The sequence below is a fragment of the Comamonas sp. A23 genome (assembly GCF_004522605.1).
Lineage (GTDB): Bacteria > Pseudomonadota > Gammaproteobacteria > Burkholderiales > Burkholderiaceae_C > Comamonas > Comamonas thiooxydans.
The window spans coordinates 631,981-657,339 of sequence record NZ_RSDT01000001.1 but is presented as its reverse complement, the minus strand read 5'-3'; the positions used below and the strand labels follow the sequence as shown (position 1 = coordinate 657,339).

Annotated in this window: 18 protein-coding genes; 12 read left to right on the top strand and 6 right to left on the bottom strand. The window is 63.1% G+C overall.

Annotation, left to right across the window (positions count from 1 at the left end; genetic code table 11):
* Positions 1-4: 4 nt before the first annotated feature.
* Complete coding sequence (locus tag EIC84_RS03055; protein WP_003066468.1) at positions 5-1,243, bottom strand: efflux RND transporter periplasmic adaptor subunit; 1,239 nt, start codon at positions 1,241-1,243, stop codon at positions 5-7.
* A gap of 179 nt (positions 1,244-1,422) precedes the next feature.
* A complete protein-coding gene (locus EIC84_RS03050; RefSeq protein ID WP_003066465.1) occupies positions 1,423-2,259 on the bottom strand; it encodes an alpha/beta hydrolase in 837 nt (278 codons plus the stop codon).
* A 176-nt stretch (positions 2,260-2,435) separates the two neighbouring features.
* Here EIC84_RS03050 and EIC84_RS03045 point away from each other — a divergent pair, with 176 nt between their 5' ends.
* A complete protein-coding gene (locus EIC84_RS03045) occupies positions 2,436-3,362 on the top strand; it encodes a LysR family transcriptional regulator (protein ID WP_003066462.1) in 927 nt (308 codons plus the stop codon).
* A 30-nt stretch (positions 3,363-3,392) separates the two neighbouring features.
* On the opposite strand, the gene hrpA is transcribed toward EIC84_RS03045, so the two are convergent.
* Complete coding sequence (gene hrpA, locus EIC84_RS03040) at positions 3,393-7,448, bottom strand: ATP-dependent RNA helicase HrpA (RefSeq protein WP_003066460.1); 4,056 nt, start codon at positions 7,446-7,448, stop codon at positions 3,393-3,395.
* A gap of 175 nt (positions 7,449-7,623) precedes the next feature.
* Between hrpA and EIC84_RS03035 the strand changes: the two genes are divergently transcribed.
* The 4 genes from EIC84_RS03035 to EIC84_RS03020 all read left to right on the top strand — a co-directional run bounded on the left by EIC84_RS03035 (position 7,624) and on the right by EIC84_RS03020 (position 12,477).
* Positions 7,624-8,802 carry a metallophosphoesterase gene (locus EIC84_RS03035; protein ID WP_134737295.1) on the top strand — a complete coding sequence of 393 codons (1,179 nt, stop codon included), beginning with the start codon at positions 7,624-7,626 and terminating at the stop codon, positions 8,800-8,802.
* A gap of 467 nt (positions 8,803-9,269) precedes the next feature.
* Positions 9,270-10,094 (top strand): zinc ribbon domain-containing protein, encoded by an 825-nt coding sequence (locus EIC84_RS03030; RefSeq protein ID WP_003067917.1) that lies wholly within the window; start codon positions 9,270-9,272, stop codon positions 10,092-10,094.
* Between the two features lie 5 nt (positions 10,095-10,099).
* Positions 10,100-10,762, top strand: coding sequence for a hypothetical protein (locus EIC84_RS03025; RefSeq protein WP_003067919.1), 663 nt, complete (start codon positions 10,100-10,102; stop codon positions 10,760-10,762).
* 65 nt (positions 10,763-10,827) lie between these two features.
* The gene (locus tag EIC84_RS03020; RefSeq protein WP_003067921.1) at positions 10,828-12,477 is read left to right on the top strand and encodes a zinc ribbon domain-containing protein; all 1,650 of its coding nucleotides are present in this window, start codon (positions 10,828-10,830) and stop codon (positions 12,475-12,477) included.
* A gap of 92 nt (positions 12,478-12,569) precedes the next feature.
* Here the strand turns inward: EIC84_RS03020 and EIC84_RS03015 are convergent, their stop codons facing one another.
* From EIC84_RS03015 to EIC84_RS03005, 3 genes are all read right to left on the bottom strand, one after another.
* Positions 12,570-14,423, bottom strand: a complete 1,854-nt coding sequence (locus EIC84_RS03015) for an enterochelin esterase domain-containing protein (RefSeq protein ID WP_003067923.1) — start codon at positions 14,421-14,423, stop codon at positions 12,570-12,572.
* A gap of 16 nt (positions 14,424-14,439) precedes the next feature.
* Positions 14,440-16,665, bottom strand: coding sequence for a TonB-dependent siderophore receptor (locus EIC84_RS03010; RefSeq protein ID WP_003067925.1), 2,226 nt, complete (start codon positions 16,663-16,665; stop codon positions 14,440-14,442).
* A gap of 153 nt (positions 16,666-16,818) precedes the next feature.
* The gene (locus EIC84_RS03005) at positions 16,819-18,099 is read right to left on the bottom strand and encodes a hypothetical protein (RefSeq protein WP_034362769.1); all 1,281 of its coding nucleotides are present in this window, start codon (positions 18,097-18,099) and stop codon (positions 16,819-16,821) included.
* A 133-nt stretch (positions 18,100-18,232) separates the two neighbouring features.
* Here EIC84_RS03005 and EIC84_RS03000 point away from each other — a divergent pair, with 133 nt between their 5' ends.
* The 7 genes from EIC84_RS03000 (at position 18,233) to EIC84_RS02970 (ending at position 25,345) form a co-directional block, all read left to right on the top strand.
* Complete coding sequence (locus EIC84_RS03000) at positions 18,233-19,426, top strand: MFS transporter (protein ID WP_003067929.1); 1,194 nt, start codon at positions 18,233-18,235, stop codon at positions 19,424-19,426.
* A gap of 755 nt (positions 19,427-20,181) precedes the next feature.
* A complete protein-coding gene (locus EIC84_RS02995) occupies positions 20,182-20,772 on the top strand; it encodes a prepilin peptidase (RefSeq protein ID WP_003067930.1) in 591 nt (196 codons plus the stop codon).
* Between the two features lie 32 nt (positions 20,773-20,804).
* A complete protein-coding gene (gene cpaB, locus EIC84_RS02990; protein WP_003067931.1) occupies positions 20,805-21,650 on the top strand; it encodes a Flp pilus assembly protein CpaB in 846 nt (281 codons plus the stop codon).
* A gap of 66 nt (positions 21,651-21,716) precedes the next feature.
* Positions 21,717-23,279 carry a type II and III secretion system protein family protein gene (locus EIC84_RS02985; RefSeq protein WP_003067932.1) on the top strand — a complete coding sequence of 521 codons (1,563 nt, stop codon included), beginning with the start codon at positions 21,717-21,719 and terminating at the stop codon, positions 23,277-23,279.
* A gap of 14 nt (positions 23,280-23,293) precedes the next feature.
* Positions 23,294-23,614, top strand: coding sequence for a hypothetical protein (locus EIC84_RS02980; RefSeq protein ID WP_003067933.1), 321 nt, complete (start codon positions 23,294-23,296; stop codon positions 23,612-23,614).
* A 158-nt stretch (positions 23,615-23,772) separates the two neighbouring features.
* The gene (locus EIC84_RS02975; protein WP_003067934.1) at positions 23,773-23,976 is read left to right on the top strand and encodes a Flp family type IVb pilin; all 204 of its coding nucleotides are present in this window, start codon (positions 23,773-23,775) and stop codon (positions 23,974-23,976) included.
* A 91-nt stretch (positions 23,977-24,067) separates the two neighbouring features.
* The gene (locus EIC84_RS02970; protein WP_237704492.1) at positions 24,068-25,345 is read left to right on the top strand and encodes a TadE/TadG family type IV pilus assembly protein; all 1,278 of its coding nucleotides are present in this window, start codon (positions 24,068-24,070) and stop codon (positions 25,343-25,345) included.
* Positions 25,346-25,359 lie beyond the last annotated feature (14 nt).

The following is a 25,359-nucleotide window of genomic DNA, read 5'->3' as shown; positions in this document are numbered from 1 at the left end:
GTTCTCAGACCGTAGGTTGCTTGGCGGCGCTGCGGCCATCAGCCAGCTCTGCCTTGGCGTTCATGGGCACGTCCTGAGGCGCGACCACCACGCCTGGGCGCACACGCTGCAGTCCGTTGACGACGATGCGCTCGCCGGCCTTGAGGCCCGAAGTAACCACACGCAGGCCGTCCACCGGCGCGCCCAGTTGCACCTCCCGGTACTCGGCCTTGTTGTCAGCACCAATCACGAGCACGAATTTCTTGCTCTGGTCCGTGCCCACGGCGCGCTCGTTGATGAGCACGGCCTGGGTGGTCTGGGGCTGACCCATGCGAATGCGCGCGAACTGGCCGGCCATGAGCGTGCCGTCCACATTGCCGAACACAGCCCGCACACGCACCGTGCCGCTCTTGGCATCGACCTGGTTGTCTATGAGCTGCAGATGACCCGCATAAGGCGTGCCGCCGCTGGTGCCTACGCCCATCTGCACGGGAATGGTTTCAATCAGCGCACGCGTGCTGCGCCCCTGGCTTGCGCTCTGCAGGCCCTGCAGCGCCTGGGCCACAATCTGCTCGTCGGCGTCGAAACTGGCATACATCGGGTCCACCGACACCAGGGTGGTCAGCACCGGCGCTCCGGCCCCCGAGCTCACAAGATTGCCCACCGTGACCTCGATGCGACCCACGCGCCCGCTCACCGGAGCCTTGACCTGGGTGTAGCCCAGGTTCAGCTTGGCGGTCTGCAGCGCAGCCTGGGCGGCGCGCAGATTCGCATCGGCTTCGCGCCGGGCATTCACGCGCTCGTCGTATTCCTTTTGCGCGATCGCCCGCTCGTCCCACAGACGCGTGGCGCGCTCAGACTCACTTTGGGTATAGGCCATGCGCGCCTTGGCGGCAACGACCTGGGCTTCGGCGCGATCGACTTCTGCCACATAGGGCGCCGGGTCCACGGTGAACAGCAGATCACCGGCCTTGACCAGCGCGCCTTCCTTGAAATGCACGGCCTGCACCGCTCCCGAGACGCGCGGCTGCACATCCACGCGCTGCACGGCTTCAAGGCGGCCGGAGAATTCATTCCACAGCGTTACGTCCTGCTGCAGGACCTGGGCTGCCGAAACCGGCACAGCCGGCGCGGCGGCTTGCGCAGCGGGCGCTTCGGCATGCGATGAGAGGCCCAGCATGGCGGCAGTCGTGGCGATCACGGCAGCAGCGACGCCGACGGCGGCCCACCGGCGGCGGTTGGAGAGTTTGGAGTGCTCGTTCATGGCAATGTCTTTATTCAAGGGTTGAAAGCGGTAGCGGCTCTTTCGGCGGCAGGCAAGACTCATCCCTTCCAGCGCTCAGGCCAGGAATCGAATGAGAAAGAGAAGAAAAAGGCGCAGCCGTGCTGCTTCCGGCCCACGGGGCCGGATCAGGTCAGCGGTCTCAGCAGGGCAAAATCAGCTCAGAGCCGACATCGAGTGGTTTCGAAAAACTGGCGTAGCTGCTCCTGCAGCTGCGCGGCGCAAGGGCAGGACTCGGGCGGCTGCTCCAGCAGCGCCTGCGGCCATTGCCCGGCTTCGGCAAACACATGGCGATGCACGCTCAGGCCGGCAGCTTCCAGGCGCGCGCCATAGTTCAGTGCCTCATCCCGCATGGGATCGGCCTCGCCGACCAGAATCAGCGTCGGCGGCAGTCCCGCGAGACGGCGGGCTCGCGCCGGCACCGCATAGGGGTGCTCCGCATCATGCGGCTCGCCCAGGTACTGGCACCAGCCCGAAGCCCATTTGCATTCGACGGACTCGCCCTGAGCGGCACGCTGCGAAGGCGTGGCCGAGCAAGGGTCCAGCATGGGAGAGATCAGAATCTGCCCGGCCAGCGGCGGCTGCTGCTGATCGCGCGCCATCATGCAGACCCCGGCCGCCAGATTGGCTCCAGCCTCTTCACCGGCCAGATAGAGCGGAGCGCCCTTTCCGGCCAGCTTGCTGCGTTGCTTGTAGGCCCACAGCAGCACCTCGTAGCCCAGCTCCAGCGGACGCGGAAACGGATGCTCGGGTGCCAGCGGATAAGCCAGCGACACCACACAGGCCCCGGCCGCCGCCAGCGAGCTGCCGACGGTGCAACCGTTGTCCAGATCGCCGGCCACAAAGGCGCCGCCATGGAAATGCAGCACCAGCGGGACTACTTCGCCGCGCCGCTTGCCGCCGTATATGCGCACATCGGCCTGTACACCGTCGGCCACGGAGATCGTGGTGTCGGTATGAGGAATCGGCTGCGATGCGGTGGCTTTGGTGTTTGACATGGATTTTCCGGACAGGACCGGGTGATGGAACAGAAATGTAGCAACAGCAATTGACGGCATAAACCCCGCAAACGCGGCCACACTGTTTCCAATTCTCGAACAATGACGGTGTGAGCTGTGTGTGAGAATCCCGCATCCTCGGCGAGTCCGGGTTTTCACGAGGACAAGGAGATCCCATGGATCAGATACAGGCCATGCGTATTTTCGCGCGGGTCGTGGAAGCCGGCACTTTCACGCGTGCAGCCGATTCGCTGCAAATGCCAAAAGCCAGTGTGACCAAGAACGTTCAGGCGTTGGAAGAGCGCCTGCGCGTGAAGCTGCTCAACCGTACCACGCGTCGCGTCACCGTGACCGCCGATGGTGCGGCCTATTACGACCGCGCTGTGCGCCTGCTCGCCGACTTCGACGACCTCGAGGCCAGCGTCAGCCAGGCCCGCACCACGCCGCGCGGGCGTCTGCGCGTGGATGTGGGAACGACGGTGGCGCGTCTGCTCATCATTCCCCATCTGAGTGAGTTCCAGTCTCGCTATCCCGAGATACAGATCGATCTGGGCGTGAGCGACCGCACCGTGGACCTGATCAGCGACAACGTGGACTGCGTAATCCGCGGCGGCGAGCTGGCCGACCAGTCCCTGGTGGCGCGCCGCATCGGCAATCTGGAATTCATCACCGTTGCCGCACCCGAATATCTGCAGCGCCACGGCGTGCCCCGGCACCCGCGCGATCTGGAGTCCGGCCATCGCAATGTGATTTATTTCTCCCCTGTCTCGGCGCGGCGCTATCCGCTGGAGTTCCACAAGGGCGGCGAAGTGATAGAGATCGCCAGTCCCGCCCACCTGGGCGTCAACGAAGGCAATGCCTATATCAGCGCCATCCTTGCCGGTCAGGGCATAGGACAGCTCAGCCGCTTCCAGATTCACAAGTACCTGGAAAACGGCCAGCTGCAACGCGTGCTGGAGGACTGGAAGCACCCCCTGCTGCCGATCTACGTGGTCTATCCGCCCAACTCCCACCTCAGCGCCAAGGTGCGCGCCTTTGTGGACTGGGTCGTGGAGCTGTTTTCGCGCAATCCGCTGCTGCAGGGCGAAAGCCGGCCCGCCTAGTCAGGCAGGGCCGCGCGCGTCAGGCCGTCATCACTGCTGCAGCTGCGCCCAGACCTTGTCCAGCCGCTTGGCACTAACCGGATACGGCGTGCGCAGCTCCTGGGCAAAAAAGCTCACGCGCAGTTCCTCCAGCATCCAGCGGTACTCCTGCATGCGGGCATCGACCTGCCCCTTGCGCTCGGCCACCAGCCGCCAGTAGCGCTGCTCCAGCGGCAGCAGCTCCTTGAGCTTGGCGGCATCGCGCGCCGGGTCGGCCCGGTACTTGTCCAGACGCGAGCTAATGGCCTTGAGGTAGCGCGCGTAATGACCGAGCTGCGCCCAGGGGGCCACGGCGATGAAGTTCTTGGGCATCAGCTTTTGCAGCTGCTCGCTCGCGTCCTTGGTGGCCTCCGGCGCGTTCTTGGTGTCCTTGATCTTGCGCGCGGCGGCTGCGTATTCGGCGAGAATGGTGGCCGACATGCGAGCCACCTCGTTGGCAATCAGCGTCAGTCGGCCACGGCCGTCCTGCACGCGCTGCTTGAAGTCGGCCTCGTTGCTCGGCAGCGGCTCCTGCAGGAAGGCGCGGTCTATGGCCACATCGATGATCTGGCCGCGCAGCTCTTCCTGCGTGCCCAGCGGCATATAGGCCACGGCCATCTTCTGCAGATCGGGAATGTTCTTTTCCAGATACTTGAGCGCATCGCGAATCTGCAGCGCGAACAGCCGGCGCAGGCCCACGCGGTGCTTTGCTGCAGCGGCTTCGGGTTCGTCGAAGACCTCGATGCCGACCGCGTCGCCATGGTCGATCAGAGCCGGAAAACCGATCAGCGTGGTGCCGCCCTTCTTGATCTCCATGAGCTCGGGCAGCTCGCCAAAGCTCCAGTCCTTGTAGCGTGCATCATGCGACTGGGCCGGCTTGCCCGCCGCAGACTTATCATTTTTAGGAGCTGCTTGCGCCTTACCCTTATCATTTTCAGATGCTTTTGACTCGGAAATTCTTGTATCACTTGCGCCAGCAGCTACCTTTAATGAAGCAAGCGCCTGGAATGCACCGCGTGCCTTGGCGCCCCACTCGGCCTTGAGCGCGCCCAGATTGCGGCCCTGACCCAGCTGGCGACCATGCTCGTCCGTGATGCGGAAGTTCATGAACAGATGCGGGCTCAGCATGTCCAGCTTGAAGTCGGCGCGCTTCACATCCAGCGAAGTCTCGTCGCGCACCTGCTTGAGCAAGGCGTCGATCAGCCCACCCTGGGCCCAGCGCTCGTTCTCGGTGAACAGCTCGGCCAGCCGTGCCGCGCTCTCGGGCAGCGGCACGAAACGGCTGCGCGGGCGCTGGGGCAGACTCTTCAATAGCGCCTGGATCTTGTCCTTGAGCATACCCGGCACCAGCCACTCGGCGCGCTCCTCCGACACCTGGTTGAGCACGAACAGCGGCACGGTGACCGTGATGCCGTCGCGCGCGTCGCCGGGGCTGTGCAGATAGCTGGCGCTGCAATCGGCACCGCCCAGCTTCACGGTCTTGGGGAATTTGTCCGTGGTGATGCCTGCGGCCTCGTGCCGCATCAGCTCGTCCTTGGACAGGCGCAGCAGCTCGGGCTGGTTCCTGCTCTCGGCGCGGAACCACTTGTCGAAGCTCGCGCCGCTGTACACATCCTTGGGCAGATGCTGGTCGTAGAAGGCAAAGATCAGCTCGTCGTCGACCAGCACGTCCTGGCGACGGCTCTTGTGCTCCAGCTCCTCGACCTTGCGCATGAGCTTGAGGTTGGCGGGCAGGAAATGCCACTTCGTTTCCCACTCGCCCTCCACCAGCGCCTGGCGGATGAAGAGATTGCGCGCCTCGTGCGGATCGACGCGGCCGTAGCTCACGCGGCGGCCGTTGTAGACCACCAGACCGTAGAGCGTGGCACGCTCGAGCGCCACCACATCGGCCTGCTTCTTGCTCCAGTGCGGGTCCAGCAGCTGCTTCTTGAGCAGATGGCCGCCCACCTCCTCCAGCCACTGCGGCTCTATGGCCGCAATGCCGCGGCCGTAGAGGCGCGAGGTCTCGACCTGCTCGGCCGCCACGATCCAGCGGCCGGGCTTCTTGCTCAGGTGAGCGCCGGGATGCGGGTGGAACTTGATGCCGTGCGCGCCCAGATAGCTCTCGCTTTCCTCTGCCTTGTAGCCAATATTGCCGAGCAGCCCCGACAGCATGGACAGGTGCACGGCCTCATAGCCGGCAGCCTCGTTGTTGAGCAGCCATTTCTGCTCCTTGACCACGGTCAGCAGCTGAGAGTGGATGTCGCGCCACTCACGCACGCGGCGGATATTGATGAAGTTCTGGCGCAGCAGCTGCTCCCACTGGCGGTTGCTGATCTTGTGCGTGGCCTCGTCGGCATGTTGGGCCTGATCGGCAGGGTTGAACAGCGCCAGCCGCTCCTCAACCGTGCCTTCGACCTGCGCGCCGCTGGCACGCTGGCTGACAGGCAGGAAGGCCTGGTTGCGCGCATTGGGCCTGGCCGCAGGCGCGTGCTGGGCCGCCATCTCCTTGCGGCTCTTGGCCACGACCTTGCCGCCGCGCGCATCCGACAGCCATTTCCACAGCCGCAGATAGCCGCTGAACTCGCTTTTCTCGTCGTCGAACTTGGCATGTGCCTGGTCGGCCTGCTGCTGCGCTTCCATGGGGCGGTCGCGCACATCCTGCACGCTCAGAGCCGAGGCGATGATCAGCACCTCGGCCAAAGCGCGGCGCTCGCGCGCCTCCAGAATCATGCGGCCCACGCGCGGGTCCAGCGGCAAGCGCGACAGCTCCTTGCCCATGGGCAGCAGATGGCCGTGATCGTCCACCGCGCCCAGCTCGGCCAGCAACTGATAGCCGTCGGCAATGGCGCGACCCGAAGGCGCTTCGAGGAAGGGGAAATGCACCACATCGCCCAGACCCAGCGACTTCATGCGCAGGATCACGCCGGCCAGCGAGGAGCGCAGGATTTCGGGGTCGGTGAAGCGGTCGCGGCTGACAAAGCTCTCTTCGTCATACAGGCGAATGCAGATGCCGTTGGCCACACGACCGCAACGGCCCGCGCGCTGGTTGGCAGCGGCCTGCGAGATCGGCTCGACCAGCAACTGCTCCACCTTGCTGCGGAAGGAGTAGCGCTTCACGCGCGCCGTACCGGCGTCGATCACATAGCGAATGCCCGGCACCGTGAGCGAGGTTTCGGCCACATTGGTGGCCAGCACGATGCGCCTGCCCGTATGGCCGTCAAAGATACGGTCCTGCTCGGCCTGCGACAGGCGCGAGAACAGCGGCAGCACCTCGGCGCTGCGCAGCGTGGGCGAGTGCTGCAAATGCTTGCGCAGATGGTCGGCGGCTTCGCGAATCTCGCGCTCGCCGGGCAGGAAGATCAGGATATCGCCGCCCTTGCCGCCGGCCCAGAGTTCATCGACGCCATCGGCAATGGCGTCGTTCAGATCCTTGTCCTTTTCACCCTCGAACGGGCGATAGCGCATCTCCACCGGATAGGTGCGGCCCGAAACCATGATCACGGGCGCAGGACCGTTCTTCGATTCGAAGTGCTTGGCAAAGCGGTCGGCGTCGATGGTTGCCGAGGTCACCACCACCTTGAGATCGGGGCGCTTGGGCAGGATCTGCTTGAGATAGCCGAGCAGAAAGTCGATGTTCAGACTGCGCTCATGCGCCTCGTCGATGATCAGCGTGTCGTAGGCCTTGAGTAGCGGATCGGTCTGGGTCTCGGCCAGCAAGATGCCGTCGGTCATCAGCTTGACGGAGGCGTTCTTCTGCAGCGTGTCCTGAAAGCGCACCTTGTAGCCCACCACTTCGCCCAGCGGGGTGTTCAGCTCCTCGGCAATGCGCTTGGCCACCGAGCTGGCGGCAATGCGGCGCGGCTGGGTGTGGCCGATCAGATGGCCGCGCACCTGGCCGTTGGCATCGGGCGCGGCATTGAGCCTGCCCCGGCCCAGCGCCAGTGCGATCTTGGGCAGCTGCGTGGTCTTGCCCGAGCCGGTCTCGCCACAGACGATGATGACCTGATGGCGATCCATGGCCTCCATGATTTCCTGGCGACGGCTGGATACGGGGAGCGACTCGGGGAAGTTGATCTTCAAAGACATAAGGGCTGGGATTATCCCCGTCCTTGACCAGTCTTGCGCAGCAATGGCAAAAGCAGCCGTGCCGCGCCATTTTCAACGCACTGCGTTGCGCCGGAGATGACGGCAGCAGCAGCGTTCATCGCGGGGACGCCAACGCTTGCTATGCTCGCGGCAATTTTCGGTTTCCCTCCTGCCCATGGTTTCGACTGCTGCTTTCGTCATTCCTCTTCTGGCTCTCTGGCTCTGGTGGCCTGTCTCCAGCCTCAACGGTACTTCTCGTCTGGCCCGCCTGCTGGCCGCGCTGATCACGGCCTTGCTGGGCATTGCGCCGGCCTTGCTGCTCAAGGCCGTGCAGACGAATGCCCTGCCCTACGCCGTGGTGGCGCGCCTGCAGGTTCCCGGCGGCTGGATTCTGGCCATGCTGCTGATGCTGGCGCTGTTCGTGCTGCTGCGCGATCTGCTGTGGCTGATTGCCCGACTCATGGGGCGAACCAGCCTGGCGCAGCTGCTACACCTTCCCGCACTTACCGCAGCCGCCGTGGTGGCGACCGGCTGCCTGAGCGCCATCGGCATCTTCAACGCCCTTCAGCCGCCCAGGGTGCATGAGCAACAGATCGCGGTCAGAAACCTGCCCACCGCCCTGCAGGGCCTGCGCATTGCCGTGCTGGCCGATATCCACGCCAGCCCGGTCAATGATGCAAGCTATGTGCAGACCATCGTGCAGCGCACCCTGGCCACCACGCCCGACCTGATCGTGCTGCCCGGCGACATGGTGGACGGCGATGTCGCCACCAGCCGCGCCCATGTGGCGCCGCTGGCCGCCTTGAGCGCGCGCTACGGCGTCTGGGCGGCGCCGGGCAACCACGAGTACTACAGCGGCTACAACGCCTGGATGGGCGAGTTCCGCCGCCTGGGCCTGAATCTGCTGGAAAACCGCATGCAGCTGCTGAACATCAAGGGCAGCAAGCTGGCCCTGTCCGGCATCGGCGACCCGGTGTTCGGCCGGACCTCGCCCAACAACGCCGACCCCGAGGTCGCCGAAGGCGTCCCCCCCGATGTGGATGCGGTTGCCGCCCAGGCCCGCAAGGCCGGCGCAGCGTTTCATATCCTGCTGGCGCACCAGCCCAAATTCGCGCGCGATAACGCGGACAAGGGCGTGAATCTGCAGATATCGGGCCATACCCACGGCGGACTGATCCTGGGCATGGACCGCTGGCTGGTGGCTCCCGTCAACAACGGTTTTGTGCGCGGCGAATATGACGTCGGCAATATGAAGCTGCTGGTCAGCAGCGGAGCAGGCCTGTGGGCCGGTTTTGCCATACGCCTTGGCGTGGCGCCACGAATCGAGCTGCTGACGCTGATTGCGCAGCAGTGATTACCGGCCTTGCTGACTCCTGGGGTTCAGCAAGGCTTGTATTTCGTTGAAATCTTTACAGCGCAAAACACTCTCAACCATTTGAAGCATTTGCAAAAATCAAACAGATTTCGAGATCCGAGCTTTTCCCGGCAATCCCGGCTTCCATAAAGCACCTGATTTATTGCCTTCTTTTCAAATCAGTCACTTACGCCATAAATCCCTTGAAACTCCGCGCAGCTCCATTAATCCAAACCCCATTCATGGATTGCCATGCCTGACAAAAAGCTGTCAAAACCGAACGTGCTTACATTCCCGTAAAGCGATCCGACAGGCTGCGGCAAATGCGCCGCTAAGATACAAATCATTTTTCAGGGTCCGTACCGGTTCATGCCAATGCGCAAAAACCGGCCCATATTCCACGCATTGCCCAGGCAGCAATGCCGCCGAGCGGCCATTCCAGCGGACTCTTTTCTCGATTGCAGACCATGAATTGTTCCCAATGCGGCAATCCGCTCTCTCCGAATGCCAAGTTCTGCAAGAACTGCGGCGCCAGACAAGCACCGGAAGCGGCAATCACTGCTGTTGAAAAAACCTGCAGCCAATGCCAGGCTGTCTGCAAGCCCGAGGCCCGCTTCTGCACACGATGCGGCCTGGTGTTCGAGCGCCCCGGCGATAACCATGCCGCAGTGGCAGCTGCGCCGCCCATGCCTTCAGATGCCTCGCAGACCATTGACAGCGCAAGCCTGGCCCCTCCCCTGATCGAGCCCATGGATACACCCGCGCCAAGGCCGCCACAGTCGGAGCCTGCCGCAAGCTTTGCGCAGCGCAATGACCGCACGCCGGCCTTTCCCCAGGAACCGGTGCGCGGCAGCAATGCCTGGATCAAATGGGTGGCGCTGGCACTGCTGGTCGCAGCCATCGCAGGCGGTGTGATGATGGCAAGCAATATGAAGGGCCTGACCAGCTCGGGCAATAGCGCATCCAGTTCGTCCCAAGCCGGCAAGGATGGGATTTCGCCCGAAGACAAGGCCAAGGCCGACGCCCTGGTCGGCCCGCTGGGCGGCAGTACCACAGCACAAACGGCGCCTGCCGAAAATGCCACGATTGCCGGCGCCGTAGACAACGCGCCCGCCACCACAGTCGCCCCCGTGGTGACGACCCCAGACACTGTCAGCGCCCCCCCCGCTCCAGCGGCCAGCCCGGAGCTGTCCTCAGCTCCAGCGTCGGGCAAACCGCCCATGCCGGCCCCTGCAAGAACACCTCCAGTCAAGAAGAACACCGCGCCATCACTGGATGACCTGCTGGATTGAAAGCCATGAAAAAACTCAAACTCACTGTGCTCGCCTGCGCCGCAACCCTGCTCGGCGGCTGCGCCAGTTTGCAAGATGCCTCCACATCGCTGAGCTGCATGCTCTCGCGCGTCACCAATTCCGCAGACCCTAGCTGCGGCCCTGGCGGCGGCGCGCCCGCAACCGCTGTTTCGGGCGGACAGAACGAGCGCTTTGCCCGCTTGCAGGCCGCTCTGGATCAGGAGACGCAGCATGCGCAGAGCATGCAGGCCCAGGCCGTGCAAGCCATGCAGAAGCTGCCGGCCAAACAACGCGCCGTGGCCGGGCCGTTACAGACCAGGACCGTCAGCATTGCCGACGGGCAGTCGGGACAGACACACCAGATGCGCAGTTTCTCAGCACTGACCGTGGAGATGCCGCTGGCTGCCAAGGGTCGCAAGGAATATACGCAGGCCATGAATGTGCTCAAGGAACTGGCCAATGAACTGGCCGACAACCGGGGCTCATCCAGCATCGTGGTTGATCAGTCCGACGAGGATGTCAGGGCCGGGCGTGTGAATACCGCCACTGGCACCACCCAGTCCAAAGGCGGCAAACCCGTGACTGTCATCAAGAAGATCGATACTGGCCTGCCCGCCGGCGTGGAGCGCTACACCATAGAAGCCGGCGAAATCCGCGGCAAGCTTTGACCCCCGGCCAGCCAGCGGCTCATCGCGCCACACCAGCCAGCCTCAACCACCAGACAGGACGAAAAATGAGAGAGCAACCCCTGGGAGAAATACGTTTTGGCACACTCGCCAGAGCCGCCGAAGGACTGACTCAGTGGCGACCGCTGCTGCTGTGCTTTCTGACACTGCTGCTGACCGGCGCACTGATAGCAGGCGCGGCCTGGATGCTGGTCAAGGCCGGCTTTTTCATGTACCTGATCTTCATGCTGGCGGCCGTCGTCGCGCTGCTGGCCGGCTCTTCAGGCGTCGGCATCATGCTCATGGACAAGGCCAGAAACGAGCCCGTACGCTCCTTCTCGGCGGCGGCATCGGCCGGTCTGCTGTGCCTTCCCAAATTCCTGCTGGTCGGTCTGGCGATATTTGTTGCCACGCTGGCCTACTACCTGCTGGCTGCCGTCATTTACTTCATCTGCAAGATTCCCGTGCTCGGCGGCATTCTTGCCTTTGTGGTCCACCCGATTCTGGTGTTGGTCGCCGCAGCCTTGCTGATCGCCATGATCTGGGTCGTCGGCCCGCTGATGGGCCCAGCGCTTTGGAGCGGCCTGTCCGTCAAGGCTGCGCTGGCCAATGTGCTGAGCATCGCGCGCAAGCGCCTGGTCGAAGTGGTGCTGATGGAAGTCGTGCTCTACGTCATTCTGGGCCTGGTCTGCTTCATGCTGTTTGCGGGACTGGTGCCTGCCACCGTCTCCCTGACCGGTATGGCCATGAGCATTACCGGGGATACCGGCGCCATGGCCGGCATGTTCATGGGCGGCGGCTACGGCCGTGGTTACGGCGGGGGCTTCAATCCCATGGGCATGATGGGTGGCGGCAGCACCGGCCTCATCGCCGGCCTGGGCGTTCTCTATTGCGTGGTGGGCGCACTGCTGGCCCAGGTGGCCATCATGGGCATGAATCTGATCTATCTGCAGGCCCGTGAAAGCGTGGACCCTGCCGAGGCCGAGGGTGCACTGGACAGCCTGATTGGCGATGTACGCAAAAAGGCCGAGGAAGCCAAGGCCCAGACCATGGCTGCCGCAGAACGCACCATGGCCGCTGCCGAGCGTGCCAAGCAGGCTGCCAGCGAGCGCCTGCAGGAAGCCACAGCCAAGCCCGCCGCCACCGACACCCCGCCCGGCAACGACAGCAATGCCAACGCTGGCGCGGTAATGACTGGCGCAGCAACGGCTGGCGCAGCAGCGGCTGCCGCAGGCCTGACTGCCGCCACAGCAGCATCCACCGAACAGGCATTTGCAGAGCAGCAGGCGCGCGAGCGTGCTGCCGCCGATGCGGCGGAAAAAGCTCGTCAAAGCGCTGAAGAGGCTGCAGCCCGTCAGCGTAGCGAAGCCGAGGCCGCACGCCAGCGTGCCGAGGCCGAGGCTGCCGAAGCTCAGGAACTGGCCGCACGCCAGCGGGCCGAAGCCCAGGCCGCAGAGCGCGCAGCACAGCAAAAGGCAGCTGAGGAGCGCGCCGCTGCACAGGCTGCTGAAGAAGCACGTCAGCAAGCCGAGGCCCAGCGTCTGAAGGCACAGGCCGAACAGCAGGCTGCCGAGCGTGAAGCGGCCCGGGTACGCGCCGAAGCACAAGCCGCTGAAAAAGCCCGCCTGGCTCAGGCTGCGCCGAGCTGCCCCGCCTGCAGCGCTCCTGTAGCCGCCAATGACCTGTTCTGCGGCGAATGCGGCAACAAGCTCAAGTAGAAGCTTGCGTGAAAGCCTCCAGCGCTTCACCAGCAAGTGCTGCGGGCCCAGTAAAAAGGGGCTTTCAGCCCCTTTTTTTGTGCTTCCCAGACTCAGAGCCCGCAAGCCTGTTCAACCTGCTCCTTGAGCCCCTCGGTCGATGGCTCGCGCCCCGTCAGCGCCAGCAGCCCGCAGGCCAGCGAACCCTGCCAGTGCACATAGTCATGACCGGTGCTGTGCACACGCTGCACGACCTTGTTGCCCTTGGCACGCAGCACATCACCCAGCTCCTGGCTGGTTTCGCGTATGCCTGCCTGACCACCGCGAGCCCCTTCGTATAGGCCGGCATCAAAGTAAAAGCGAATGGGCAGTTGCGGTGCTTGCTCATACTGGCGAGCCAGCCAATTGGGCGACTCGCCCTTGGGAGCCCACCAATAGGAGCCCGAAAGACTGAGCACATTGCCAAACCACTGCGGATAGCGCAGCGCCACATAGCTTGAAGCCAGGCCGCCATAGCTCGATCCTGCGATCACCGTGCGCTCAGGTCCGGCCGCGATGCCCTGAGCCTTGAGCCAGGGCATGAGCTGCTTGCCCATGAAGTCGGCAAACACCGGGTTAGGCGGCAGTTCGCGGCTGCGCGCGTCGCCTGCGCCATTGGCCACCAGCACGACGGCTGTTGCAGGCAGCAGGCCGTCGGCCATCAGGTTGTCGATGATGGCGGGCGTGGGAACCTGGCGCAGATAGGCCTGGGCGTCGAACAGCACCAGCAGGGAACGCCCAGCCGCATCGGCCTGCTGCCAGCCCTGCGGCTTGTAGATCCAGATATCGCGTCCATTGCCCAGTGCCTGGCTGCCCAGCCAGTGACGCTGCAACTGGCCAGTTGCCACGCTGACACGGGACTGGCTCCAGGGCTGGGGCGGCGCCTTGGCCAGTGTCAGCACGGAGCGCCCGTCGTAGCGATCCTGCACCGCCTGCAGATCCGCAGACCGCCCCCAGCTCTGGCGATTGAGGGGGTCGCGCTGCAAGGTGGACAGAATGGATCGGCGCTGAATCATGGCATCGGCCGAAACCTGAGGCACATCGGGCGCAAAGCCATAGCTGAGCCGTGCATCCCTGGGCATGACGAAACTGGCCCACCAGACATCGCTGCCTCCGAGGCGCTGCAGCGGCTCATGATTGCCCGAGGGACTGCCGAACAGCCGCACGGACTGCCCGGCGCCGCGCCAGACAAAGCTCACAAGCTGATGCTCGGCATCCCAGGGCTCGATCAGCGGCGTGCCCTGGCGTTCCATTTCCTGCCAGAAGCTGCGGCTGTCGCCGCCCTGCGCCAGCCGCTCCTGCAAGGCCTTGAGCCTGGGGCTGCGCAGCGGCTCGCGTTCGATCTCTGGCGCAGGCGCATGGCCGGCCGCCAACGGCGCCAGCACCTGGGTGATCGTCAGCTCGTAGGCGCCAGGACTGGGCGCAGCATAGGTCGGTGCATCGCTGTGCCCGCCCTGCGCCACCGACATGCCGCTTGCTGACGACGCATAAGGCTGAGCATTCTCTGCGCGCAGCACCAGACGCTCCTTCGCCTTGCCCCGGCTTTGCCAGGTAAATGCGTGATCGACGCCTGCGCCCTGACTCAGCCGCCGCAGATGGCGTCCGTCAGGTGCCTGCACATCCAGCACCACGCCCAGCGCCTGCAGATTGCCGCGAACCACTGCGCCGGCCGGAGCCTCCAGCTGCAGGCTCAGCTTCTGTCCCGACGCCAGCCTGCCGGAGAGCGGCTCCTGCACCGAAAGCGACGAGGCCGCCTTGGCCGCGCTCTGAGCGGTGTCGGCCGGCAAGGGCCGGGCCGCACCGGCCGGGCCGCCGATGCCGACGCTGGCCGCTGCCAGCAGACCTGGAACAAGCAAAGAGCGCAGCCCTTTGCCCGGTGGCCTGCGGCGCGTCACCGGCAAAGACAAACCTTGATGATCTTCATGCATTGATGCTTCCTCCGCCTCAGAAGTCCACGGCAGCGCTGATGCGCACGGTGCGCGGTGCACCCACGGTCAGGAAGTTGTCGGCAAAGGCTCCAGCCCAGTAGTTGCGACCAAAGACGTTGTCCACCGTACCGCGCAAGACCACTTTCTTGTCGGCAACGCGCGTGGTGTAACGGGCGCCGACATCAAAGCGCGTCCAGCTCGGTGCACGCAAGGTGTTGGCCGAGTTGACCCACTGCTTGCCCGTGTGCACCAGACGTGCGTTCAGCGCCAGGCCGGCCACGCCCGGAACATCCCAGTCTGCCGCCAGATTGGCCGCCCAGCGCGCCGCGCCGAAAGCATCATGGCCGTCGTTGTTGGCGCCCTGGGTGCTGGTCAGCTTGGGCTGCAGGTACGTGATGCCGCCCAATACGCGCAAACTGGGGCTCACGGCACCAAAGGTATTCCACTCCACACCGCGATTGCGCTGCTCGCCATTGAGCTTGAGGGTATTGGCCGCCGTATCGATGGTGGTCGAAGGCTTCTCGATCTGGAACAGCGACAGCGTATTCGTCCAGCCTGCGCGGCGCCACTTCACTCCCGCCTCCATCTGCTTGGATTTGTAGGGCGCGAATGTCTCCCCTGCATTGGCATAGGTGGAACCGACCTCGAGACCGGGGCTCAGCCCCTCGATGTAATTGGCGTAGAAGGACAGATCCTCGCCCCAGGGCTTGGCCACCAGGCCCAGCATGGGAGTCACAGCGCTCTCGTCATAGCCCTTCATCTTCTGATTCACGCGCTGGTGGCGTGCGCCCAGTGTCAGCTGAAGCCTGTCCTGCAGCAGGCTCAGGGTATCAGCCACGGCGAAACTGCGGATCACATTGTCGTTTTCCTGGCGCACGGCATTGCGCGGGCCTGCCAGAACCGGCAGCACCGGGTCGTAGATATTGGTGGTGTAGCTGCTGCTGACCACGATGGGCAGCGCGCGCCCGCTTTGCTGCTGCAGCTCGTTGAACGAGAACACCAGCTGATGGCCCACATCGCCGGTCTTGAAGCGTCCGCGCAAACCCGCGTCCAGCGCCGTGCTGTTGGTATAGCCCTGCAGGTTATAGGTCTGACCTACGGCAGAGCCGTCGCCCACGGCATTGAGCACCACACGTGTGCCCGTGGGCTGGCCGGCATAGTCATGCCAAGCCTTGCCCAGGCTGCCGTAGAGCTGCCAGCTATCGCTCAGCTCGAAGCTGCCGCGCAGTGCCACCGACTTGTTCTCCACTTCGGTGTTGACGCCGCGGAACAGATTGTTGCTGGCATCCGGCGCCGCAATCAGATTCTTCATCTTGCCAAAGCTCACCATCACCGGGCTGCCGTTGTCCAGGTTCACCTTGTAGTGATAGGCATCCAGTCCCAACGTGAAGCGATCGCCCTGATAGTCGAGCGCCACGGCGCCCAGACGGCGGCGGCGCTTCTGGTCGTCGACCTCGGTCTCCCCGCTGGACAGCGCGCCGTTAAAGCGTATGCCCAGGCGGCGCTCGGGGCCGAAGCGCCGCGATACATCCACATGCTCCTGCAGCTGCGAGCCTGAGGTGAAAGTGGTGGTCAGCCGCGTCAGATCATCGGCCAGCGGCTTCTTGCTGACCACATTCACCACGCCGCCCACCGCTCCATTGGGAGCCATGCCGCCGAGCAGTGCACCGGGGCCCTTGAGCAGTTCCACGCGCTCGACCATCTCGGTCGGCACATGGCTGTCGGGCGCCAGACCGTACAGGCCGTTGAACGCCACTTCGCTGGCGTTGACGTCGAAGCCCCGAATCACATAGTTCTCGTTGACATGGCCGGTATTGGTGGTGAAGCGCACCGAAGAGTCGTTTTCCAGCACGGCAGCCAGCGTGGCCGCATTCTGGTCGCGGATCAGCTCTTCGGAGTAGGCAGTGATGTTGAAAGCAGCATCCATCACATCCACATTGCCCAGCAGCCCCAGCGCCGCCCCTTTGGCGACCTGGGCGCCAGGGGCCAGCGCGGGCAGAGCGCTGCCGTCCTGCTTGCCGGAAACCGTGACTTCGCCCAGGCGTCTTTCCTGCGGGTCCGGCGTCTGGGACTGGGCCTGGGCGCCGGCACTCAAAACCACCAACACCGCCAGCCCCACGGCTGAGCGGGGGCTGCGGCAGGCCGCAGAAGACAGCCAATGCGCGAATGGAGCGAACTGCGTGGATGCGAGCGCTGGAGCCGACGGCGCCTTGCCTGCGCCGCCACGAACTGGGGTTGCCATGTAGACCTCGTTTTGATTGATCTCCTATGGCTAAAACGAAGTGCGTGGCTAAGGCTTTTTGAGAATGAGTCTCAATTTGTTAAATTGTATAACAAGCAAACTTTCTTAAAACGATAGCAGCAAGCGATTTCCATGCATAGTGATAAGTCGTTTTCAATGCTGGACCCGAGCTGGATTTTCCACCTCGCAGTCCTGCTCGGCGTTCTCGCTCATCAGCACACGCACCACCTTGTGGGCATCGGCATCGAAGACTGCGATATCGGGGCAGTAGCGGGCACCTTTGGGCGTATCGACCTTGCGGTAACTTGCCCCATAGGCCTTGAGGATCTGGGGCGGCTGTCCGGGCCTGGGCTCGGCCAGCACCTGTACCTGGTTCTGGCCCCTGGTCGCGGCAGGATCATCATCGCACCAGTCGGCAGCGGGCTCCTGCCCCAGACTCAGCTCGCCTCCCCGCTGGTAGAGGCCTGCAGGCCAGCGCACATGGCCTTGCGCATAGTCCGGCACCTGATAGCAGGCCATGAGCTTGCCGCCCTTGCGCACCGGCAGCATATAGCTTTCAGCCTGCTCGACCAGTTCCAGCCCCGCAGGCTTCCAGGCATAGATGTTTACGCCATGGCTGCAACAACTGGCACGCCATTCGCTGTAGATGCGCCTGGCCTTGCCATCGAAGGCGGGCGAGCTGATGTCCTGCAGGGACTGCGGCCCCAGCACCAGCTTCTGCGTGCCCGGGTCGTAAAGCCAGGTACGGTGCGCAATATTCGGCCCCGCAGGCAGATCCAGCGGCTGGGTCAGGTCAGGCCAGCCGTCAAAATTCGCATCCACCCAGCGCGGCTGCACCAGCCAGCAACTGCCCACGGCAGCGGTTGGCAGGCTTTGCTTGAGACGCCCCTTCTCATAGACCTGAATGGCGGAAACCAGAAGATCCGTATGTTCGCCGCAGTCAGCCAGAGAGCGCAGCCTCTGATCCATCAGCAGACGCAACTCGTAATGCGGCGCATGGGAGAAAGCCGGGGGCTGGCGCAGCAGATTGACCGGCCAGCGCTTTTTGCCGTCCATGGACTGCCACTGGCCCTGCAAACGTGGTGGCGCCATGCCAGGCAAGGCCGCCAGCGACCAGCGGCCCGAAGGCTTGGGATCGCTTGCACCCGCCATCGGCGTCTCGGTCAGTTGCCCGCTTGCCGAGCCTTTTAGATCAAGTGTTGCGCCAGGCCGATTGCAGGGCTCGTAGCAATAGCTGCCTCCGACGGCGCCGTCGAGTCGCCACAGCTCCAGCTTGACCGCCTTGCCGGCGATCTCGCCGCGATAGCTGGCCGACCAGACCACCGCTTCATGCGGGGCGTCTGCCGTCCCGGCATGCACCATCGATGCCCAGCTCATGAGGGCCAGAGCAGTGCTCAGGCCTGCAACCCGGCCAGTAAGGCATTTCAGCGTCATATCACTCCCATTCACTTCGATCACCAGGCTCGCGACTGCACCATACCCGCAACAAACCTTTTAATGTTCGGCCAATATGAATGCTGCAAGATGTGACAAATCTGCGTACAAGCATGGACAGCCGAAGCGATTTATGCAATCAGACAACAACACACAACAAAGCCGCAATATGGGCCTGCTGGTCGCAGCCCAGTCCCTGGGAGGTGCCTCTCCGCCCATCATCATCTCACTGGGCGGTCTGGTCGGGCAGCAACTGTCGTCCAACCCCACTGCGTCCACCTTGCCGGTCAGCATCTACCAGCTCGGGCTGGCGCTGTCCACACTGCCAGCCGCCTGGATCATGAACCGCATGGGCCGCCGCGCGGCCTATGTGCTGGGCGCCGTTCTGGGCGTGATCTCCGGCGTGGTCGCCGCGCAAGGCATTGCCCACAGCGACTTCGTCACCTTCTGCATAGGCACGGCGCTGGCCGGCTTTTATGCGGCCTGCGTGCAGAGCTACCGCTTCGCCGCCACCGATATGGTGAGCGAGCCCGCGCAACAGGCCAAGGCCATTTCGCGCGTGATGATCGGGGGGCTGATTGCCGCCATCATCGGGCCGCAGGTGGTGATCTGGACGCGCGACGCCCTGCCCGCCACACCGTTTGCCGGCAGCTTCTACAGCCAGGCGGTGCTGGCCCTGCTGGCCCTGCCCTTGCTCATGGGCCTGCGCCTGCAGCCGCCTCAGACCAAAACCGCCGTGGCTGGTGACGCCAGGCCTCTGGGCGAGATTGCCCGCACGCCCCAGTTCGTCGTGGCCTGCGCGGCCGGTGTGGTCAGCTACGGACTGATGGCGTTCCTCATGACCGCTGCCCCCATGGCCATGGTGGGCTGCGGCCACAGCGTGGGCGAAGCCGCCATGGGCATCCAATGGCATGTACTGGCCATGTTCGTACCCAGCTTTTTTACCGGCAAGCTGATTGCGCGTTATGGCAAGCGGCCCGTGACAGCTCTGGGCCTGCTGATGATAGGCGCGGCCGGCTTGCTGGCCTTGATGGGCCTGGATATCTTCCACTTCTGGGGCTCGCTGATTCTGCTGGGCGTGGGCTGGAACTTCGGCTTCATCGGTGCCACGGCGCTGCTGACCGAGTGCTACCGTCCCTCGGAACGCGCCAAGGTGCAGGCACTCAACGACTTCCTGGTCTTCGGCACAGTGGCCGTGGCCTCGTTCGGATCGGGCCAGCTGCTGCACAGCGCTGGCTGGAACGGCATCAATATCGGCATGCTGCCCTTGGTGGCCGTCGTGCTGGTGCTGCTGGGCCTGCATAGCCAGCGCAGAGCAAAGGCCTGAAGCCGGCAAGACGACTGCTATCAACGTCAAAGCTGGCGATTGCAGGATGGACTGAGCCTGCACCCACAGCAGACAGGCAGCCAGACCGCCGCCTTGGCGTCTGGCGAACAAACTGCCTCGGCCCATGACTGCGGGTTGTCGAGGATTACCTCAATCCCATCCCTCAAAGCGGCTACTCAACCCCGGCTCCGGCCTTGTCCAGAGTCACCGAGCCACCATACCGAGGCAGCCAGGCCATACACCGGCAGACACTGCAAGCCTCTAAAAATGGGTAACGCTTGAAACGCACTTCAGCGTGCTCCCAAGCCTGCGCCGATGGCAGATGCCAGGCAGGAACCTAACCTTCGAAGGCCGGCGCGATTTGCTCGGAAGCTATCAAAGAGCCCAGACACTCAGGCTCCGACCCCACGCCTTACAGGTCTCTCGCTCACGACCCAAGACCCACCATGCGGCGTGAGCCAATCTGCGTCAGCCAGCGCATGAGACCACTGCTTACGCAACCTACAACGGCGTCACATTTGCATCTCATGCAGATTAGAAAAATCCTTACGAACTCTCATATTGATAAGCGATTTCTATAGGAATAGCATTTCCACAAAATTAAACAAAAGAATGAAGTTGATAGAAAAATTGTATTTAGTCACATATCACCCGAATCCTGTAGACATCAGTCAGATGAGCTGAACGCAGCAAACCGCCAGCGTCAACTCTGAGGCCCGAACAGGATTCGCTGAACACAGGACTGGAGATTGACCATGACATCTTCCGAACTCAGCGCAGCATCCGAACTCGTGGCCGCCGTTTTCACCGAGCCGCGTTCGCTGATCCTGTTGCTGCTTTTGCTGGCAGCCAGCATCTGCGACCTGCGCACACGTCGCATTCCCAATCGCCTGACCTTCGGCGGCGCCGCTCTGGCCCTGCTCTACGGCCTGCTGGCCCCTCACCCCCACACCGGCGGCTTTTTCTGGGCACTGGGCGGCATGGCAGTAGGTCTGGCATTGATGCTGCCTCTCTATCTGCTGCACGCCCTGGGAGCTGGCGACGTCAAATTGATGGCCATGGTCGGCAGCTTTCTCGGCCCCGTAGCCGCCTGGCAGACCGTGCTCTTTGTCTTCATCACCGGCGGCCTGGTAGCTATCACCTACGTACTCTGGCATCGCACGTCAGGCAAGTTGGTGCGCAACTCGGCCGAGGCCATGCAGTTGCTCTACGTCAATGTCGCTGCGGGGATCCGCCCCGATGCTCGCTCCAACTCGGCGCATTCGGTAGGCACTTTGCCTTACGGCGTCAGCATCGCCCTGGGAACCCTGGCGTTCCTGGTCGCTCGGCAGTTCACCTGGGTCTAGTCACTTACATCACGGCATAGCGGGAGCCTCCCATGAAAAACCTCAAAGCTTTGGGTCTGTTTGTCCTCGCCGTACTGGCCAGTCTGGCGGCTGCAGTCTACGCCGCCAACTGGGTCGCCCAGCGCGGCAGCCTGGACGCCGACAAGGTGGTCGTTGCTGCCACCGACATTCCACTGGGCGGCAAGATTCTGCCGAACATGCTGAACACCGTGGACTGGCCGCGGGGCTCCATACCCGATGGCGCTTTCCATGATATGCAACAGCTGCAGGATCGCGTCGTCAAGGTCGGAGTGCTGCGCGGCGAAGCCGTGCTCGAAGGCAAGCTGGCCCCCGTAGGCACCAAAGGCGGACTGGCTGCCGTCATCGCTCCGGGCAAGCGGGCCATGACGGTACGCGTCAACGATGTGGTCGGTGTTGCGGGCTTTGCCCTGCCCGGCAATTACGTGGACGTGGTGGTCAATGCCCAGCAGGAGCAGAACGGCAAGACAGAAGAGTCACGCCAGATCAGCAAAACCGTGTTGGAGAACGTGCTGGTCCTGGCCGTGGCCCAGGAGGCCGATCGTGACGAGACCAAACCCAAAGTGGTGAGTGCCGTCACGCTCGAGCTGAGCCCGGAAGATGCCGAGAAACTCGATCTTGCACGCAGCGTAGGCAATCTCTCACTGGTGCTGCGCAACCAGATTGACAAAGATCCCACCAGCACCGCTGGCATCACCAAGCACCAGCTGTTTGGAACACCTGAGCCCGTGCCTGCCCCCGTGAAGGTCGCAGCACCCGCCAAACCCGTGATGCAGCGAGCCAGGCCCGCACCCCAGGCTTCGACAGCCACCTGTGTCGAAGTGATCCAGGGCGGTGCTCGCACTCTCAACTGCTTCTGATCTTCTACTCGCAACAACTAAGAGAGGTCGGCCGTGCAACATCATCACCTATATATAGCAGCCAGCATGCTGCTCGCCAGCTCAGTACCTGTGCTGGCCCAGTCTGCGGGCACGCCTGCCCAGCCCGGCCCGGTGGCTGCGGCCGCTCCCGCAGCTCCCCGCACCACCCTGCCCGCCAGGAACTGCACGGCCATTCACACAGAGGACCCGACCACGGTCACGCTGGGTAAATCCGTGGTCATTCCGCTGAACTCGCCGATGGCGCGCATCCTGGTCAGCGGCCAGACACCGGGAGTCGGCCAGGCAGCCGCCAACGGACAGCCGCAGATGCAGGTACAAAACGGCATGGGCGATATCGAAGTGCAGTTGCTCAGCCCCAGAGACCTGTTCTTTCGCGGCCGCAAGTCGGGCTCCATGAACGTCATCCTGCAAAACGCCCAGGGTGCCTGCTTTATCAAGGACGTGATCGTCACCATGGACCCGGGGCCGCTGCAAACCAAGCTCAGCGAGCTCATGCCCGAGGAGCGCGGCATTCGCGTCCAGGGCGCCGACAATGCCCTGGTCCTCAGCGGAGAGATCAGCAATCCGCTGCGCCTGGACGATGTGGTGACGCTCGCCGGCGCCTACAGCGACAGCAAGAAAATCGTCAACCTGCTGCGCACCACTTCACCGCATCAGGTAATGCTGGAAGTCAAGATCGCCGAAGTCAGCAAGACATTGCTCGACAAGCTCGGCGCCAGTCTTGCGGGCCAGCGCATCACCAGCAATGGCATGAATACCTTCTCCATCGCATCCAACTTCCTGAGTGGCGGTGGCGGACTGCTGAGCGCCATGCGCATAGGCAAAGGCTCGATCAGCATTGACGGCCAAAAAGACGACGGTCTGGTGCGTATTCTGGCCGAGCCCAACATCATGGCCATCAGCGGCCAACAGGCCAGCTTTCTTTCGGGCGGCAAGATCTTTATTCCCGTGTCGCAGAGCAATACCAACGGCGTGCCAGTGATGACGCTCGAGGAAAAAGAGTTCGGTATCGGCGTCAAGTTCACGCCCACCGTACTGGGTAGCTCACGCGTCAATCTCAAGCTGGTCTCAGAAGTGTCCGACCTGTCTCAGACAGGGTCACCTTTCACCGCCATCAACGGCGTCACCTCGGTCATTCCCTCGCTTTCGGTACGGCGCGCGGACACCACGGTGCAGCTCAATGACGGGCAAAGCCTGGTCATTGCTGGTCTCATCAAAAACAATATCACCGAGGCCGTCAAACGCTTTCCGGGATTGGGGGAAATACCTGTACTCGGCGCGCTGGCCCGCAGCACCGAGTTCCAGACCGATCAGACTGAGCTGATGTTCATCATCACTCCGCGCCTGGTACAGGCTCTGGCCGAAGCACCCAGAGTGCCCACCGACAACCATGTGCCGCCCTCACGCGCCGAGGTCTACCTCAACGGGGCGCTGGAGAGCTCCAAGCCCGCATCAGCCGTGAAGACTGTGCCCGCCGCAACCATGCCATCCGGCACTGCAACCTCAGCTCCGGCACCTGCTCCAGTTGCAGCACCTCAGGAGCTGCAACCGCAAGCACCGGCCGAGCCCTCGGTTGACCGTCCCGCCCCCCTGAACCCGCCCACCTGAACCGGAGGCAAGCCATGATCGAACGCAGCATCCTATTTCCCGTGGCCCTCGCCGCCCTGCTCGCGGGCTGCAGCAGCACAACCCCCCACTACGACGCTCGTTTTGGCGAGGCTGTGCGCACCGCCCGCATGCAGATGACCCTCAACCCTGAAGCCGGCAAGACTCCTGGTGTCGGTGTGGATAGCGCCACCGGCATGGATGGTCGTGCCACGGCGCACACCATGGATCGCTACGAGCAAAGCTATAGAACCCCGCCACGAGCAGTCAATGTGATCAATATTGGCGGCTCGCTGACCAGCAACTCCAGTGGTGGAGGGGGTGGCGGCACCCCCTAATCCTCGGAATTTCCCGAAGCCGATTAACCAGTTCCACACCATTGAATTTGAAAGGAGAGCAGATCGCATCGCGGCCTTGCACGCCACTTACCGCCGCCCCAAAAAGTCGGCATGCATCTCATGTGTTTCCATTCTTTATTCACTTTAGAGGTATCACCATGAACAAGATCGCTCAGCAATTTGGCCATTCCCTGCAATCCTTTGTCCGCGACGAAGAAGGCGCGCAGATCATTGAGTACGCATTGATCGTTGCCGTGGTTTCCTTGACGCTGATTCTTGCGATGAACGTTACTGATCTCGGTTTCGCGGCCTGGCTTGGCCGAGTCTCGGCTTGCTTGACGACTGCTGGAGCCTGCGCTTGATTTGACTGCTCTCATAGCAAAAGCCTCTACTGCCGCAAGACAGTCTTGGCTTTTCGCTAAAGCAGCCTTATCCACATACCCGCTAAACACCATGAAAAACCACCCACATTTCTGGCCCACAGCCCGGCTCATGGGCGGTTCTGCCGCCGCGCTGCGGCGGCAGCGTGGTGCCATCATCATCACCGTTGCCCTGGCCTTGCTGTTTCTGCTGGGCTTTATGGGCTTTGCGCTGGATTTTGGCCGCTTGTTTGTGGTCAAAACCGAGCTGCAGACGGCCACTGACAGTTGTGCACTGGCAGCAGCCCAGGAACTGGACGGTGCCAGCGACGCTCGTACCCGGGCCGTCAATGCAGGCCTCGCAGCAGGTAATAGCAACCGTGTGCATTTCCAGGGCGCCAGCGCTGGCATTGCAGTATCAGACATCAGTTTCAGTGATGCACTGAACGGCAGCTACAGCACCACTTTTCCGGTTACCTCTGCCAAATACGCCCGCTGCGAACACGCCCGCACCGGCCTGCTGCCTTGGCTATTGCAGGCTCTGGGCGCATTCAGTGGCAATGCCAGTTACGGCGCTAACCAGTCGGTGAAGGCGCTGGCCGTGGCTACTCGCGCGCCCTCCCAAACCAATTGCTTGATGCCCATCGGGATTTGCCAGAAGAGCCCAAGCTCGCCGTTCGGCTATTCGCGAGGCGAGTGGCTCTCGGGCGTCACAAACAGCAACGACGAAGTCGAAGCTTCGGGTGCGTTCAAATGGCTCGACTACACCGGCTCTGGAGGGGGAGCCAATGAAATCAAAAACCTGCTTGCAGGTAACGGTGCCTGCAACTTGCCCGGGACTGCCACCAACGTGACCGACCCGTCGAAGAATGGCAAAACCAACGGAGCCGTTGATGCCTGGAACACGCGCTTTGGCATTTACAAAGGCTCATACAACCAAGCTGACAGTCCTCCCGACGAAACAGGCTATGCGTGGTATGCCGCAGACGATAGTGGAAAGAACCCCGGCCGATACGACGCCCTTTTCAGCACCAAGCGCAGCACGCATGCGCCCTATGAAGGGGACAACAAGAACCCGGACACCAAGGCTTTGAAGACGACTGGCAACTATGCGGGCACCGACTACACCAAGGGGGGAAATCGCAGAATCATGACGGTAGGTGTGGTGGATTGCGCCGCACCAAAGCTACAACTGACCGGCTTTGCTTGCGTGCTGGCGCTTCACCCAATGGCGAAGGCCGCCAATGGGAAGAAGGAAAAAATGTGGCTCGAATTCATCAGCGACGCATCTACCACGACCGGCAACCCCTGCGCTACAGGAGGTCTGCCAGCCAATGCAGGCGGACCATTGGTTCCGGTACTGGTGCAATAGGCCAAGGAGAACTC

Excerpts from the sequence above, each read along its gene's own strand:
- EIC84_RS03045 (WP_003066462.1), top strand. The coding sequence starts at position 2,436 with ATGGATCAGATACAGGCCATGCGTATTTTCGCGCGGGTCGTGGAAGCC.
- EIC84_RS03000 (WP_003067929.1), top strand. The coding sequence starts at position 18,233 with ATGCAATCAGACAACAACACACAACAAAGCCGCAATATGGGCCTGCTG.
- hrpA (WP_003066460.1), bottom strand. The coding sequence starts at position 7,448 with ATGTCTTTGAAGATCAACTTCCCCGAGTCGCTCCCCGTATCCAGCCGT.
- EIC84_RS02970 (WP_237704492.1), top strand. The coding sequence starts at position 24,068 with ATGAAAAACCACCCACATTTCTGGCCCACAGCCCGGCTCATGGGCGGT.
- EIC84_RS03020 (WP_003067921.1), top strand. The coding sequence starts at position 10,828 with ATGAGAGAGCAACCCCTGGGAGAAATACGTTTTGGCACACTCGCCAGA.
- EIC84_RS02980 (WP_003067933.1), top strand. The coding sequence starts at position 23,294 with ATGATCGAACGCAGCATCCTATTTCCCGTGGCCCTCGCCGCCCTGCTC.
- EIC84_RS02995 (WP_003067930.1), top strand. The coding sequence starts at position 20,182 with ATGACATCTTCCGAACTCAGCGCAGCATCCGAACTCGTGGCCGCCGTT.
- EIC84_RS03055 (WP_003066468.1), bottom strand. The coding sequence starts at position 1,243 with ATGAACGAGCACTCCAAACTCTCCAACCGCCGCCGGTGGGCCGCCGTC.
- EIC84_RS03025 (WP_003067919.1), top strand. The coding sequence starts at position 10,100 with ATGAAAAAACTCAAACTCACTGTGCTCGCCTGCGCCGCAACCCTGCTC.
- EIC84_RS03010 (WP_003067925.1), bottom strand. The coding sequence starts at position 16,665 with ATGGCAACCCCAGTTCGTGGCGGCGCAGGCAAGGCGCCGTCGGCTCCA.
- cpaB (WP_003067931.1), top strand. The coding sequence starts at position 20,805 with ATGAAAAACCTCAAAGCTTTGGGTCTGTTTGTCCTCGCCGTACTGGCC.
- EIC84_RS03005 (WP_034362769.1), bottom strand. The coding sequence starts at position 18,099 with ATGACGCTGAAATGCCTTACTGGCCGGGTTGCAGGCCTGAGCACTGCT.
- EIC84_RS02985 (WP_003067932.1), top strand. The coding sequence starts at position 21,717 with ATGCTGCTCGCCAGCTCAGTACCTGTGCTGGCCCAGTCTGCGGGCACG.
- EIC84_RS03050 (WP_003066465.1), bottom strand. The coding sequence starts at position 2,259 with ATGTCAAACACCAAAGCCACCGCATCGCAGCCGATTCCTCATACCGAC.
- EIC84_RS03015 (WP_003067923.1), bottom strand. The coding sequence starts at position 14,423 with ATGCATGAAGATCATCAAGGTTTGTCTTTGCCGGTGACGCGCCGCAGG.
- EIC84_RS03035 (WP_134737295.1), top strand. The coding sequence starts at position 7,624 with ATGGTTTCGACTGCTGCTTTCGTCATTCCTCTTCTGGCTCTCTGGCTC.
- EIC84_RS02975 (WP_003067934.1), top strand. The coding sequence starts at position 23,773 with ATGAACAAGATCGCTCAGCAATTTGGCCATTCCCTGCAATCCTTTGTC.
- EIC84_RS03030 (WP_003067917.1), top strand. The coding sequence starts at position 9,270 with ATGAATTGTTCCCAATGCGGCAATCCGCTCTCTCCGAATGCCAAGTTC.